Source organism: Streptomyces pilosus (assembly GCF_014649835.1).
Classification (GTDB): Bacteria; Actinomycetota; Actinomycetes; order Streptomycetales; family Streptomycetaceae; genus Streptomyces; species Streptomyces pilosus.
In genome coordinates this window covers 123,249-136,977 of record NZ_BMTU01000012.1, presented here as the reverse complement: position 1 = coordinate 136,977, position 13,729 = coordinate 123,249, and the positions used below count along the sequence as shown (strand labels likewise).

At 73.5% G+C, this 13,729-nt stretch carries 15 protein-coding genes; 7 read left to right on the top strand and 8 right to left on the bottom strand.

Annotated features, from left to right (window positions below):
- The first annotated feature begins 13 nt into the window (after nt 1-13).
- Nucleotides 14-1,099, top strand: coding sequence for a Zn-dependent alcohol dehydrogenase (locus tag IE118_RS26115; RefSeq protein WP_189560493.1), 1,086 nt, complete (start codon nt 14-16; stop codon nt 1,097-1,099).
- A gap of 28 nt (nt 1,100-1,127) precedes the next feature.
- Here the strand turns inward: IE118_RS26115 and IE118_RS26110 are convergent, their stop codons facing one another.
- The 3 genes from IE118_RS26110 to IE118_RS26100 form a co-directional block, all read right to left on the bottom strand.
- Complete coding sequence (locus tag IE118_RS26110) at nt 1,128-2,084, bottom strand: DMT family transporter (protein ID WP_189560492.1); 957 nt, start codon at nt 2,082-2,084, stop codon at nt 1,128-1,130.
- Nucleotides 2,085-2,140: 56 nt separating this feature from the next.
- Nucleotides 2,141-2,851 carry an ArsR/SmtB family transcription factor gene (locus IE118_RS26105; protein ID WP_373303229.1) on the bottom strand — a complete coding sequence of 237 codons (711 nt, stop codon included), beginning with the start codon at nt 2,849-2,851 and terminating at the stop codon, nt 2,141-2,143.
- An 87-nt stretch (nt 2,852-2,938) separates the two neighbouring features.
- A complete protein-coding gene (locus IE118_RS26100) occupies nt 2,939-3,580 on the bottom strand; it encodes a TetR/AcrR family transcriptional regulator (protein WP_189560490.1) in 642 nt (213 codons plus the stop codon).
- A 103-nt stretch (nt 3,581-3,683) separates the two neighbouring features.
- On the opposite strand from IE118_RS26100, the gene IE118_RS26095 reads away from it, so the two are divergent.
- From IE118_RS26095 to IE118_RS26085, 3 genes are all read left to right on the top strand, one after another.
- Nucleotides 3,684-4,835 (top strand): acyl-CoA dehydrogenase family protein, encoded by a 1,152-nt coding sequence (locus IE118_RS26095; protein WP_189560489.1) that lies wholly within the window; start codon nt 3,684-3,686, stop codon nt 4,833-4,835.
- A 60-nt stretch (nt 4,836-4,895) separates the two neighbouring features.
- Nucleotides 4,896-5,183: a YiaA/YiaB family inner membrane protein gene (locus tag IE118_RS26090; RefSeq protein WP_189560488.1), complete on the top strand. Its 288-nt coding sequence runs from the start codon at nt 4,896-4,898 to the stop codon at nt 5,181-5,183.
- A gap of 109 nt (nt 5,184-5,292) precedes the next feature.
- Nucleotides 5,293-5,931, top strand: coding sequence for a TetR/AcrR family transcriptional regulator (locus tag IE118_RS26085; RefSeq protein WP_189560487.1), 639 nt, complete (start codon nt 5,293-5,295; stop codon nt 5,929-5,931).
- Here IE118_RS26085 and IE118_RS26080 read toward each other — a convergent pair.
- On the bottom strand, nt 5,928-6,389 hold the full coding sequence (locus IE118_RS26080; RefSeq protein ID WP_189560486.1) for a MaoC family dehydratase: 462 nt from the start codon (nt 6,387-6,389) through the stop codon (nt 5,928-5,930). The genes IE118_RS26085 and IE118_RS26080 overlap by 4 nt on opposite strands.
- 130 nt (nt 6,390-6,519) lie before the next feature.
- Here IE118_RS26080 and soxR point away from each other — a divergent pair, with 130 nt between their 5' ends.
- Nucleotides 6,520-6,996 (top strand): redox-sensitive transcriptional activator SoxR, encoded by a 477-nt coding sequence (soxR, locus tag IE118_RS26075; protein WP_189560485.1) that lies wholly within the window; start codon nt 6,520-6,522, stop codon nt 6,994-6,996.
- 82 nt (nt 6,997-7,078) lie between these two features.
- Here the strand turns inward: soxR and IE118_RS26070 are convergent, their stop codons facing one another.
- The 3 genes from IE118_RS26070 to IE118_RS26060 all read right to left on the bottom strand — a co-directional run bounded on the left by IE118_RS26070 (nt 7,079) and on the right by IE118_RS26060 (nt 10,620).
- Nucleotides 7,079-8,146 (bottom strand): RNA ligase (ATP), encoded by a 1,068-nt coding sequence (locus IE118_RS26070; protein ID WP_189560484.1) that lies wholly within the window; start codon nt 8,144-8,146, stop codon nt 7,079-7,081.
- Nucleotides 8,147-8,309: 163 nt separating this feature from the next.
- Complete coding sequence (locus IE118_RS26065; RefSeq protein WP_189560483.1) at nt 8,310-8,912, bottom strand: hypothetical protein; 603 nt, start codon at nt 8,910-8,912, stop codon at nt 8,310-8,312.
- Between the two features lie 454 nt (nt 8,913-9,366).
- Nucleotides 9,367-10,620, bottom strand: coding sequence for an exo-beta-N-acetylmuramidase NamZ family protein (locus IE118_RS26060; RefSeq protein ID WP_189560482.1), 1,254 nt, complete (start codon nt 10,618-10,620; stop codon nt 9,367-9,369).
- 169 nt (nt 10,621-10,789) lie between these two features.
- Between IE118_RS26060 and IE118_RS26055 the strand changes: the two genes are divergently transcribed.
- Together IE118_RS26055 and IE118_RS26050 are read left to right on the top strand one after the other, a co-directional pair.
- Nucleotides 10,790-11,563: an SDR family oxidoreductase gene (locus IE118_RS26055; RefSeq protein ID WP_189560481.1), complete on the top strand. Its 774-nt coding sequence runs from the start codon at nt 10,790-10,792 to the stop codon at nt 11,561-11,563.
- Between the two features lie 195 nt (nt 11,564-11,758).
- Nucleotides 11,759-12,352, top strand: a complete 594-nt coding sequence (locus IE118_RS26050; protein ID WP_189560568.1) for a TetR/AcrR family transcriptional regulator — start codon at nt 11,759-11,761, stop codon at nt 12,350-12,352.
- Between the two features lie 159 nt (nt 12,353-12,511).
- On the opposite strand, the gene IE118_RS26045 is transcribed toward IE118_RS26050, so the two are convergent.
- Nucleotides 12,512-13,726, bottom strand: coding sequence for an acyl-CoA dehydrogenase family protein (locus IE118_RS26045; protein ID WP_189560480.1), 1,215 nt, complete (start codon nt 13,724-13,726; stop codon nt 12,512-12,514).
- Nucleotides 13,727-13,729: the final 3 nt, after the last annotated feature.

Here is a 13,729-nt window from a genome sequence, read left to right as displayed (position 1 = left end):
AGTCGTCACCATCATGGCCGTACGTGCCGCCGTCCTGCCCGCCGTCGACGCCCCGCTGGAGATCATCGGGATCGACCTGCCCGAACCCGGCCCCGGCCGGGTCCGCGTCCGGCTCGCCGCCGCCGGCGTCTGCCACTCCGACCTGTCCCTGTCCAACGGCACCATGCGCCTGCCGGTCCCCGCCGTCCTCGGACACGAGGGCTCCGGCACGGTCGTCGCGGTGGGCGAGGGCGTCGGCCGGGTCGCGCCCGGCGACCCGGTGGTCCTCAACTGGGCCCCGTCCTGCGGCGCCTGCCCCGCCTGCGCACGCGGCGAGGTCTGGCTCTGCGCCAACGCCCTGGCCGGCGCGGCCGAGGTGCACGCCCGCCGCGCCGACGACGGCACCGACCTGTACCCCGGGCTGAACGTCGCCGCGTTCGCCGAGGAGACGGTGGTGCCCGCCTCCTGCGTGCTGCCCGCCCCGGACGGCGTCCCGCTCACCGACGCCGCCCTGCTGGGCTGCGCCGTGCTCACCGGCTACGGCGCCGTCCACCACTCCGCCCGGGTGCGGTCCGGCGAGACGGTCGCCGTGTTCGGAGTCGGGGGAGTGGGCCTGGCAGCCCTCCAGTCCGCCCGCATCGCGGGCGCGTCCACCATCGTCGCGGTCGACGTCTCCCCGGCGAAGGAGGAACTCGCCCGGTCCGCCGGGGCCACCGACTACCTCGTCGCCTCCGACACCACCGCCCGCGAGATCCGCGCCCTCACCGGCAAGGAGGGCGTGGACGTGGCCGTGGAGTGCGTCGGCCGCGCGACCACCATCCGCACGGCCTGGGAATCCACCCGGCGCGGCGGCCGCACCACGGTCGTCGGCATCGGTGGCAAGGACCAGCAGGTCACCTTCAACGCCCTGGAGATCTTCCACTGGGGCCGCACCCTCTCCGGCTGCGTCTACGGCAACTCCGACCCGGCCCGCGACCTGCCGGTCCTCGCCGAGCACATCCGGGCGGGCCGCCTCGACCCGGGCGCCCTGGTCACCGAACGCATCACCCTGGACGACATCCCGGCCGCCTTCGACACCATGACGGCGGGCAAGGGGGGACGGGCCCTGGTCGTCTACTGAGGCCGTCCGACCGCTCCCGGCCGCGGGCTCACACCGCGTCCCGTGCCCGGTCCGGCTCCCCGGCCCCCTCCCGGGGAGCCGGGGCCGCGACCGCCCGTGGCCTCGACCGCGACACCGCCACTCCCGCGAGGCACAGCCCGCCGCCCGCCAGCGTGAGCACGCCCGGCACCTCACCGAGCGCCAGCCACGACATCAGCACGACCAGCGCGGGAACCGCGTAGGTGGTGGCGCCCATCCGGCTCGCCGTCGTCCGGGACAGCGCGTAGGCCCAGGTGGTGAAGGCGAGCGCGGTGGGGAAGACGCCGAGGTAGACCATGTTGAGCGTGGCGGCGAGGGGCGCGTCGGCGGCCTCCCCGGCGAGCTGCCCGGCGAACGGCAGACAGGCCACCGCCCCCACCAGGCACCCGTACGTCGTCACCTGGAGCGGGCTCGCCGTGCTCAGCGCCGGCTTCTGCGCCACGACGCCCGCCGCGTACGCCACGGCCGCCAGCAGGCACAGCACCACCCCCAGCACCGACGACCCACCCCCGCCGGACATCGACAGCCCCACGGCCACGGCGCCGGCGAACGACACGGCCATCCCTGCCAGCAGCCGGGGCGGCATCGCGTCCCCGAGCAGCCGGGCGCCGAGCAGGGCGATCAGGACGGGCCCGATGTTCACCACCAGCGCGGCCGTACCGGCGTCGACCTGCTGCTCGCCCCAGTTGAGGGCCACCATGTAGAAACCGAACCAGAGCAGCCCCGATATCAGGATCCCCGGCCACGCAGCCCGGGGCGGGAGCCCCTCCCGCCGCAGCAGGCTGATCGCCCCCAGTGTCAGTGCCCCGGCCAGCAGCCGCCCGAGCGCGAGCGCCCCCGGCGAGTACGCCGCCCCCGCGCTGCGGATCGACACGAACGCGGAGGCCCACAGGACGACGGTCACGGCGGCCGCACCGGCCGCGAGGAGCCCGGCGCGGGAGGAGGGACGGGAAGGGACGTTCATCATGCTCCCGAGGCTAGGAGAGGAGGGGGAGGGATGCTCGCGGATTCCGGACGCCCCGGTCACCGCAGGGCCGCCGCTTCGATGCCGAGCAGCTCCGACAGCGCGCGCTCGCCGGTCTCCGTGACCTTCACCGCCCGCTCGGAGCCGATGCGCACGCACCAGCCCGCGCCCAGCGCGTGCCGGCACAGGGCCGCGCCCGCCACCCCGGCGAGGTGGGGACGGCGTTCCGTCCAGTCCAGGCAGGCACGGGCCAGCGGGCGGCGCCCCTGGCGGTCGAGGGCGATGCCGGCCGCCGGGAACCAGCGCAGCCCCGCGTCGGTGAGCGCGAACCCGGTGTCCTGACGCAGCAGCCCCCGCGCGGTGAGCGCGTCGGTGACGGCGATGCCGAGCCGTCCGGCGAGGTGGTCGTAGCAGGTGCGTCCGCGGGCCATCGCGGACCCGGCGCCCGACTGCCGCAGCGTGCGCGGCCGTGCGGCGGCGTCCGGGGCGACCAGCGCCGCCAGGTCCTCCACCAGCTGGGCGGCGCGGGCGTCGGCCAGGCGTACGTACCGGTGCCGCCCCTGCCGCTCCTCGGCGAGGAGCCCGCCCGCGACCAGCTTGCCCAGGTGCTCGCTCAGCGTGGACGCGGCCACCCGGCAGTGCCGGGCCAGCTCGCCCGCGGTCCAGGCCCGACCGTCCAGCAGCGCCAGCAGGCACGCGGCCCGGGTCTCGTCGGCGGCCAGGGAGGCGAGCCGCGCCAGTCCCGCCGCCCGGGGGTCCTTCGTACTCATGCGTCCCAGCATGCGGCACGCACACTTCGGCGCTCACCGAAACGTCCGGTGGGTGGCGCGGCCCGCCGGTCGGCGGGGCAGGACCCCTCAGGCGCCGGCGCGCAGCCGCTCGTACTGCTGGGCCAGCCCGTCCAGCAGTGCGGCCAGCCCCGTCTCGAAGGCCCGCTCGTCGATCTTCTCCTGCTTGTCGGCGAGCAGATGGGCCTGCCCGAGGTGGGGGTAGTCGGCGGGGTCGTAGGCGCTGGCGTCGCCGACGAAGCCGCCCGCGAAGGAGCCCAGCGCGGAGCCCATGATGAAGTACCGCATCAGCGCGCCGATGGAGGTGGCCTGCGCGGGCGGCCAGCCCGCCTCGACCATCGCGCCGTAGGCCGCGTCGGCCAGCCGCAGGGCCGCCGGGCGGCGGCCCGGCCCGCGGGCCAGGACCGGCACGATGTTCGGGTGGTCGCGCAGCGCGCCGCGGTAGGAGACCGCCCAGTCGTGCAGCGCGGTCCGCCAGTCCCTGCCGTCCTCGAACATCGACAGGTCGACCAGCGCGCTCACCGAGTCGGCGACCGCTTCGAGGATCTCGTCCTTGGTGCGGAAGTGGTTGTACAGCGAGGGGCCGCTCACCCCCAGCTCGGCGGCGAGCCGGCGGGTGGAGACGGCGGCCAGCCCCTCCGCGTCCACCAGCGCACGGGCCGTCTCGACGATCCGGTCGGTGCTGAGCAAGGGCTTGCGCGGTCGGGCCATGGCGCACATAGTAGGACCGCGACAAGAAACTAGCACTGCTAATTAAACGGTGCACGGTCTGATGGCGTGCACGGCAAGCGGATCTCACATGGGGTGACTCGGAATGGACCTGGAGCTGAGTGACGAGCAGGAGGCCGTCCGCCGGCTCGCCCGGGACTTCGTGGAGCGCGAGGTCGCGCCCCACGCCGCCGCCTGGGACCGTGCCGAGGAGGTCGACCGCGGCATCGTCGCCAAGCTCGGCGAGGTCGGCTTCCTCGGGCTGACGGTCGACGAGGAGTACGGCGGCTCCGGCGGCGACCACCTCGCCTACTGCCTGGTCACCGAGGAACTCGGGCGCGGCGACTCCGCCGTGCGCGGCATCGTCTCCGTCTCCCTCGGCCTGGTCGCCAAGACCGTCGCCGCCTGGGGGAGCGAGGAGCAGAAGCGCGCCTGGCTGCCGGGGCTCACCTCCGGCGCGTACGTCGGGTGCTTCGGCCTCACCGAGCCGGGCACCGGCTCCGACGCCGGCAGCCTGACCACCCGCGCGGTGCGCGACGGCGACGCGTACGTCATCAACGGCACCAAGATGTTCATCACCAACGGCACCTGGGCCGACGTCGTCCTGCTCTTCGCCCGCTCCACCGACGCCCCCGGCCACAAGGGCGTCTCCGCCTTCCTCGTCCCCGCCGACACCCCCGGCCTGACCCGCCGCGCCGTCCACGGCAAGCTCGGCCTGCGCGGCCAGGCCACCGCCGAACTCGTCCTGGAGGACGTGCGGGTCCCCGCCTCGGCGCTGCTGGGGGAGGAGGGCAAGGGCTTCTCCGTCGCCATGTCCGCCCTGGCCAAGGGGCGGATGTCGGTCGCGGCCGGCTGCGTCGGCATAGCCCAGGCCGCCCTGGACGCGGCGGTGCGCTACGCGGGGGAGCGCGAGCAGTTCGGGAAGCCCATCGCCCGGCACCAGCTGGTGCAGGAGCTGATCAGCGACATCGCCGTGGACGTCGACGCCGCCCGGCTGCTCACCTGGCGGGTCGCCGACCTGATCGACCGGGGCCGGCCGTTCGCCGTGGAGTCCTCCCAGGCCAAGCTCTTCGCCTCCGAGGCGGCCGTCCGCGCCGCGAACAACGCCCTCCAGGTCTTCGGCGGTTACGGTTACATCGACGAGTACCCGGCGGGCAAACTCCTGCGCGACGCCCGCGTGATGACCCTCTACGAGGGCACCAGCCAGATCCAGAAACTGGTCATCGGCCGCGCCCTGACCGGGGTTTCGGCCTTCTGAGTACCTGCCTGAGTATCCGGACGGATGTGGCCCCGGCCACATCCGCCGATTCTTGTCGGCATGAGCGACACACCGGTCAAGCAGCAGAGCACGGCCGCCTTCTACGGTCAGGCAGTGGCGTCCTTCGGAGTGGCCATGGGCGCCACCGCGGTCGGCATCTTCAACCTGGAGACCGACGCCTGGGTCCGCGCCTTCCTCGGCATCGCGGTCCTCTACCTCGTCACGTCCGCCTTCACCCTGGCCAAGGTCATCCGGGACCGCCAGGAGGCCGGCCAGATCGTCAACCGGGTCGACCAGGCCCGCCTGGAGAAGCTCCTCGCCGAGCACGACCCGCTGCAGAAGCTGTGATCCGCCGGCCGTCCCCTCCCGCCCGCGGCACGATCCACCGCACCCGGCGCTAAGCGCCCGCTCACCCTTGCCGGTATGGTGTTGTCCCTGCAAGCGAATGGGGTGAGCGATGAGTACGGCGGAGGAAACGGCCGGCGGTGAGGCGCAGCCGTGGGGTGAGGTGACGCCCGACGCGGCCCGACGGCTGCTGCTCGCCGCCGTGGAGGCGTTCGCGGAGCGCGGCTACCACGCCACGACGACCCGCGACATCGCGGGCCGCGCCGGGATGAGCCCGGCCGCGCTCTACATCCACTACAAGACCAAGGAAGAGCTGCTCCACCGCATCAGCAGGATCGGCCACGAGAAGGCCGTGGACATCCTGCGCACGGCGGCCCGCGCCGAGGGCACCCCGGCCGAGCGGCTCGCGGACGCGGTCAGCTCCTTCGTCCGCTGGCACGCGGGCGGCCGGACCACCGCCCGGGTCGTGCAGTACGAGCTGGACTCGCTCGGACCCGGCGCCCGCGCGGAGATCCTCGCCCTGCGGCGCCAGGTCGACGCCGAGGTGCGCGGGATCATCGAGGAAGGGGTGCGCTCGGGCGACTTCGACGTCCCCGACGTCCGCGGCACCACGCTCGCCGTGCTCTCCCTGTGCATCGACGTCGCCCGCTGGTTCAACGTCGACGGACCCCGCACCCCCGAGGAGGTCGGCGAGCTGTACGCCGACCTCGTGCTCAGGATGGTGGGGGCCCGGGGGACGGGCGCCGCCTAGAGGTAGTAGCGGGCCACCGACTCGGCCACGCACACCGGCTTGTCGCCGCCCTCGCGCTCCACGGTGAACGCCGTGGTCACCTGGACGCCGCCCGCCACCTCGTCCACGCCGGTGATCGTCGCGGTGGCGCGCACCCGGGAGCCGACCGGCACCGGAGCGGGGAAGCGCACCTTGTTGGTGCCGTAGTTGACGCCCATCCTCACGCCCTCGACGGAGATCAGCTGCGGGCCGAACAGCGGCAGCAGCGACAGCGTCAGATAGCCGTGCGCGATGGTCGTCCCGAACGGCCCGGCCGCTGCCTTCTCGGGGTCGACGTGGATCCACTGGTGGTCCCCGGTGGCGTCGGCGAACAGGTCGATCCGCTTCTGGTCGACCTCCAGCCAGTCGGTGTGTCCCAGCTGCTCGCCCACCGCCGCCTTCAGGTCGTCGACGGACGTGAAGATCCTCGGCTCTGCCATGTCCCGGCCTCTCGCGTCACGTAGTCGCAGGCGCATCCGCGTGCGCATGCCTAAGCAACTGCTTAGCATGGTCGGCCCGGGGGTCCCTGTCAACGGCACCGGGCGCGAGGAGGGTGGGTAGGGTCGAGGAGTGCAACGGATTCCAGAGAAGATCCACGAGCTCACGGTCGGCCAGCTCTCCGCCCGCAGCGGCGCCGCCGTATCGGCCCTGCACTTCTACGAGTCCAAGGGCCTGATCAGCAGCCGCCGCACCCCCGGCAACCAGCGCCGCTACAGCCGCGACACGCTGCGCCGGGTGGCCTTCATCCGCGCCGCCCAGCGTGTCGGCATTCCCCTCGCCACGATCCGCGCGGCGCTCGCCGAACTGCCCGAGGAGCGCACGCCCACCCGGGACGACTGGGCGCACCTGTCCGAGACCTGGCGCTCCGAGCTCGACGAGCGCATCCGGCAGCTCAACCGCCTGCGCGACCACCTCACCGACTGCATCGGCTGCGGCTGCCTCTCCCTGGACAGCTGCGTCCTGTCCAACCCGGACGACATCGCGGGCGAGCGCCGCGCCGGGTCGCGGCTCATGGCCGAGAGGGCCGGGCGGAAGGAGGACTCCTAGGACCGGAAGGAGGACTCTTGGGACCGGACGCGGGTGCGCGGGCGGCGTCCCCCGCCGCCGCCCGCGCACCCGCCTGTGCCGCTCACTCGTACTCGGTGCCGCCCTTGCGGGTCAGATAGGCCGGGCTCACGGCCTTGGCTATCGCGCGGCCGCCGGTGACCGGACTGTGCCGCTCGACCGCCGGCCGGATCACCACGCCCTCCCGCAGGTGCAGCCCCCGCCCGGACACCGTCTCCCGGCCACTGGCGATCTCCAGCACCCGCTCACCGTCGTACGGGCCGGAGAACAGCCGCGGCACCAGCGGCAGCCGGCCCTCCAGCAGCGCGGCCGCGTCCAGCCAGCGCACCCGGCCGTCGATCTCCGCGGACACGTCGAACACCGCGTACCCGAGGGTGTCGCGCCGCCCGTCCGCGCCGTAGGCCAGGTCCTGGACGCCCGCGCCGTACACCTCGCCGAAGACACCGACCCGCCGCGCGCCCAGCCGGGCGGCGAGCTCCGCGGCGGCCTCGGCCACACCGTGGGCACGCACCGCACGCCAGTACAGGTTGCGCGGGTCCTCCCGCAGCGCCAGCGACCTGGCACCGAACCCCTTGGAGGAGACGTGCACCCGGTCCTCCGCGGCGCAATACGTCAGCAGACAGGCCGTGCCGTGCAGCTTCTCGGTGAGCACCACGGGCTCCCCGGGGGCGAAGATGTCCGGGTGGCGCCGGATGTTCTCGATGTCGACCCACGGCAGCAGATCCGGCGCCGACTCCACGTCGCCGCTCATGCTCGGCGGGACCGGCGGCACCCACTTGGTGATGCCCAGCAGCTCCGCGAAGTCGGTGCCGTCGGCGGCGGCCCGTACCAGGTCGGTGTCCGCGAGCGCCTTCGGCCGGCACACGATGCCCTGCGACAGCTCTCCGCGCAGCCGGACCGCCTTGACCCGGTCGCGGTCCTTGCCCGCCAGGCGCCCGGTCAGTCCCAGCTCCTCGATCAGTCCGGCCGGCAGCACGGACTGCTCGGGGATGTACACCGCCACGTCGCCGGTGCGGTAGGCGCCGCTGGCGACGACGGCCCGGTACAGGCCCACCTGGGCCAGTTCGAGGGCGTCGGCGCCCGGGTGATCGTGGACGGTCAGGACTTCGGCGGTGACGCGCAGCGTCGACATCGGACAGCTCCCAGGGCTCTCAGGTGCGTTTCATCGCCCCCCACTGTCCGCATCACAAAGCCCTGGAACGACCCGTTTACCGCCTGCTACGGTCCCGGGAGCCGTCGAGGGTGCGGCATCCCCTGCGCACCCCGACGCCTTCCGCTGCCCGCTCCGCTCCTCGTCAGGCCGACACCAGCTGCCTCACCCGGCGGGAGTCCGCCAGAGCACCCGGGGTGAGCACGGGGCGCGGCACCAGGATCCCGCAGTCCGCGCACACCGGGCCCGCCGAGGGCTCGTGATCCAGGTCGTGGCGCCACACGAGCCGTTCCCCCCGGCACACGGGGCAGACCGTACCCGGCTCGCGCTCCAGCGCGGCGATCAGCCGCCGCAGCACCTCGGCCAGCGGCTCGCGCGGATGCACCCGCGGATCGTCGCACCAGGCCACACCGAAACCGCCCCAGGTCAGCCGGTGCCAGTCGTCCACGCTGCCCGGCCTGCGCAGCCCGTCGTGCTTCTCCCTCCTGCGCCGCTTCGCGAACTCCCTCTCATAGGCCAGCCAGACCGCCCGGGCCTCCTCCAGCTCGTCCAGCGCGGCCACGAGCCGCACCGGGTCGACGGAGCGGTCCTCGGGATCGAACCCGGCTCGCGCACACAGATGGTCCCAGGTCGCCCTGTGCCCGTAGGGAGCGAACCGCTCGAGGCACTTGCGCAGCGAGTAGCGCCGCAGCGCGAGATCACACCGCGGATCTCGGACCTGTCTCGCCAGACTCCGGAAACCGGCCATCGTCCTGCACCTCCGTCACACCTGCACCTGTAATCCGGTCACTTCGGCGTCGTCGAACGGACGTCGCCGAGTAGACGTATCGACACGCGAATCGGCTCCATCCCTTTTCCGATGGCCCCCATCAGCCGGCCACGGGGCTCGCGGGCCAACTCCCCCGGCGCGCACTTCAGTTGTGGTCGTCCACGGGGACGCCGGCGGCTCCGCGCCGCGCGCCCTCCCGCAGGGGAGGAGCTCTCCCTCGTCAGCCTGAGAACTCCCCGCGGCCTCCACGGGTTCCTGAAGAACCGGCCGATATGCACACCGCTCTCCGATCCGCCGGACCCGGCGCTCCGGAAGGCACCGTCCGCAGCGGTGACACCGCAGGTCACCAGGGGTGCCGGCGGTTTCGCGCCAGATGCGACGGCGGCGGGTCGCCGTCCGCGACCCGCCGCCGTCCGCACCACCGTCCCGCCGCTCAGCGGTAGAGCAGGTACTCCCGCCGCGTCCTCCGAAACTCCGCCAGCTCCTCCTGCCAGCCGCCGGCCACCTCGTCGGTGTCCGCCCCCGCGTCGATCATCGTGCGCACGAGCGTGGAGCCGGTGAGCTTGTCGATCCAGTGGTCCGGGCGCCAGGCGAAGCCGCTCCACGACCGCTTGGCGGTGATCAGCAGCCCGATCCCGGTGCGCACCGGGTCGAACGCCTCCCGGTCGTGCACGTGAAGCTGCACGCCCCCGATCGTCCTGCCCTGGAACTTGGAGAACGTCGGCGCGAAGTACGCCTCACGGAAGCGGACCCCGGCCAGGCCCAGCCCGTTCGCCGCCGCCGCCCAGCCCCCGTCGATCCCGTCCGCGCCCAGCAGCTCGAACGGCCGGGTGGTGCCGCGCCCCTCCGACAGGTTCGTCCCCTCGAACAGGCACGTGCCGGAGTACACCAGCGCCGTCTCCGGCGTCGGCATGTTCGGGCTCGGCGGCACCCACGGCAGCCCCGAGGCGTCGTAGAAGTCCGAGCGCCTCCAGCCCGACATCCCCACCGTCTCCAGCGCCACCGGTGCCTCGAGGAACTCCCCGTTGAACAGCCGCGCCAGCTCCGCCACGGTCATCCCGTGCGCCTGGGAGATCGGCCGCCGTCCGACGAAGGTCGCGAACTCCTCGTGCAGCACCGGACCCAGCGCGGCCCGCCCGGACACCGGGTTGGGCCGGTCCAGGACCACGAACGACGTGCCCGCGAGCCGTGCCGACTCCATGCAGTCGAACAGGGTCCAGATGTAGGTGTAGAAGCGCGCGCCGGCGTCCTGGATGTCGAAGACCACCGTGTCCACGCCGGAGGCGGTGAAGATGTCGGCGAGTTCCTGACCCCTCTTCAGGTACGTGTCGTAGACCGGAAGGCCGGTCGCCGGGTCGTCGTGGCGGCCCTCGGAGCCGCCCGCCTGCGCGGTGCCCCGGAACCCGTGCTCGGGGCCGAAGACGGCGATCAGGTCGACCCGGTCGTCGGCGTGCATGACGTCGACGATGTGCCGCACGTCCCGGGTGACGCCGGTCGGGTTGGTGACCACGCCCACGCGCCGCCCGGCGAGCAGCGCGTAACCGTCCGCCGCGAGCCGCTCGAACCCGGTGCGCAGCCTGCGGCCCGCCCCGTGCCGCGCTCGCGCGGACGCGGCGGCCGCCGGTGCGGCGGAGGCCGCGACCGCGGCCGTGGTGGTGGCGAGCAGGCTCCGTCTGGACAGCTTCATACGGCGACCTCCGTGATCGCGGCGGGTGTCATGCACACGCACGCTAGCGCGCGTGACCGGCCCGGGGAACGCACCGCACCGGTCCCCCGCCGAAGACCTCTTCCACCGGGCATACCGACCGGTTAGTCTGGCGCCCGGAAACCGCTGGGAGCCGCGTCGAAGGAGTCCGATGGTGCAAGCCGAGCAGGGTGCGAAGGTGGTCGTCACGGGAGCCGGGGGCGGCATCGGGGCGGCCGTCGCCCGCCGCTTCGCCGACCGGGGCGCGCAGGTCGTGGTCAACGACCTGGACGCCGGCCGGGCGAAGAGCGTCGCCGACGAGATCGGCGGCGTCGCGGTCCCGGGCGACGCCTCCTCGGTCGTCGAGGAGGCCCGCGAGGCACTCGGCGGGACGATCGACGTCTACTGCGCCAACGCGGGCGTCGGCCGCGACGGCGGGCGGCCCGGAGAACCCCTCGACGAGCAGGGCTGGGCCCTCTCCTGGGACGTCAACGTCATGGCGCACGTCCGCGCGGCCCACGCGCTGCTGCCGGACTGGCTGGAACGCGGCAGCGGCCGCTTCGTCTCCACCGTCTCCGCCGCCGGACTCCTCACCATGATCGGCACCGCGCCCTACAGCGTCACCAAGCACGGCGCGTACGCCTTCGCCGAGTGGCTGTCCCTCACCTACCGCCACCGCGGGGTGAAGGTGCACGCGATCTGCCCGCAGGGCGTGCGCACGGACATGCTCGACGCCAGCGGCAGCGCGGGCGACCTGGTCCTCAGGCCGACCGCCATCGAACCCGACGACGTCGCCGACGCCCTCTTCCGCGGCATCGAGGAGGACCGCTTCCTGATCCTCCCGCACCCGGAGGTCGCCGAGTACTACCGGGCCCGCGCCGCCGAGCCGGACCGCTGGCTCTCCGGCATGAACCGCATCCAGCAGCAGTGGGAGGCGACCGGCTGACGGGCCGGCCCGGCGCCGGAGGGGACCCGGTCGCGCCCGCCGCGCGGGGCGGCGGCAGACTGGCCCTCCGCGCGCGGCCGCGCCCCGCGCAGGTCCTGCCGCACGCGGCGGGAGCGGACAGTGGGAAGATCCTCCGTCGGGAAACGCGTTCCCCGACCGACGACTGACAGCGACACGGAAAGGCGGGTGGCGACAGTGCCCAGGACGACGGACGGCGACGGGACTCCCGTGCCGCGGCGGCTCCTGGCCGCCGCCACCCGGCTCTTCGCCGAGCAGGGCTACGACCGCACCTCGGTCCAGGAGATCGTCGAGGCGGCCGGCGTCACCAAAGGGGCGCTGTACCACTACTTCGGTTCCAAGGACGACCTGCTGCACGAGGTGTACGCGCGCGTGCTGCGCCTCCAGCAGGAGCGCCTGGACCACTTCGCGGGCGCCGACGAGCCGATCGACCAGCGGCTGCGCGGCGCGGCGGCCGACGTCGTCGTCACCACGATCGAGAACCTCGACGACGCGTCGATCTTCTTCCGCTCCATGCACCACCTCAGCCCGGAGAAGAACAAGCAGGTCCGCGCCGAGCGCCGGCGTTACCACGAACGCTTCCGCGCGCTGATCGAGGAGGGCCAGCGGGAGGGCGTCTTCTCCACGGCCACCCCGGCCGACCTCGTGGTCGACTACCACTTCGGCTCCGTGCACCACCTGTCGACCTGGTACCGCCCCGACGGCCCGCTCAGCCCCCAGCAGGTGGCCGACCACCTGGCCGACCTGCTGCTGCGCGCGCTGCGCCCCTGACCCCCGGCCCGGGCCCCCCGCCCGGCGCGGGCGGCCCACGCGGGACCGGGTCCGTGTACCGCGGCCGTCCGAGGTCCTCCGGGACGGGGTGCGTGTCGGCCCGGCCGGCGGCCCGACGGCACCGTTCCCGGCCCCGTCGGGCGCCGTGCCCTCCAGGTGCTACAGGTACTTCTTCAGCTCCCGGCGCGCCAGCGACCGCTGGTGCACCTCGTCCGGCCCGTCGGCGATCATCAGCGTGCGGGCACCGGCGTACAGCTCGGCCAGCGGGAAGTCCTGGCTGACCCCGCCCGCCCCGTACAGCTGGATCGCGCGGTCCAGGATGCCGACGACCGTGCGCGGGGTGGCGATCTTGATGGCCTGGATCTCGGTGTGCGCGCCCCGGTTGCCGACGGTGTCCATCATCCAGGCCGTCTTCAGCACCAGCAGCCGCAGCTGTTCGACCGCCACCCGCGCGTCGGCGATCCAGTTCTGCACCACGCCCTGCTGCGCCAGCGCCTTGCCGAACGCGTCCCGGGACGCCGCGCGGCGGCACATCAGCTCGATGGCCCGTTCGGCCATGCCGATCAGCCGCATGCAGTGGTGGATCCGGCCCGGACCGAGGCGGGCCTGGGCGATGGCGAAACCGCCGCCCTCCTCGCCGATCAGGTTCGACACCGGCACCCGCGCCCCGTCGAAGATCACCTCGGCGTGTCCGCCGTGGTAGTGGTCCTCGTACCCGAACACCTGCATCGCGCGCTCGATCCGGACGCCCGGGGTGTCGCGCGGGACGAGGACCATGGACTGCTGGCGGCGGATGTCCGCCCCGTCCGGGTCGGTCTTGCCCATCACGATGAAGATCCGGCAGTCCGGGTGCATCGCCCCGGAGATGTACCACTTGCGCCCGCTGACGACGTACTCGTCGCCGTCCCGCTCGATGTGGGTGGTGATGTTGGTGGCGTCCGAGGAGGCCACGTCCGGCTCGGTCATCGCGAACGCCGAGCGGATCTCACCGGCCAGCAGCGGCTGGAGCCACTGCTTGCGCTGCTGCTCGTCGCCGAACTGCGTCAGCACCTCCATGTTCCCGGTGTCCGGGGCCGCGCAGTTGGTCACCGTCGGCGCGATCTGCGGCGAACGGCCCATGATCTCGGCGAGCGGGGCGTACTGGAGGTTGGTGAGGCCGGCGCCGTACTCGGAGTCGGGCAGGAACAGGTTCCACAACCCCTGCCTGCGGGCCTCGGCCTTCAGCTCCTCCACTACGGGGACGTTCTCCCACGGCGAGTCCAGCGCGGCGCGCTGCTCGTGGGCGACCTGCTCGGCCGGGTAGACGTACTCGTCCATGAAGGCGAGGAGCCTGGCGCGCAGCTCCTCCGTGCGCGCGTCGAACGCGAAGTCCATCTC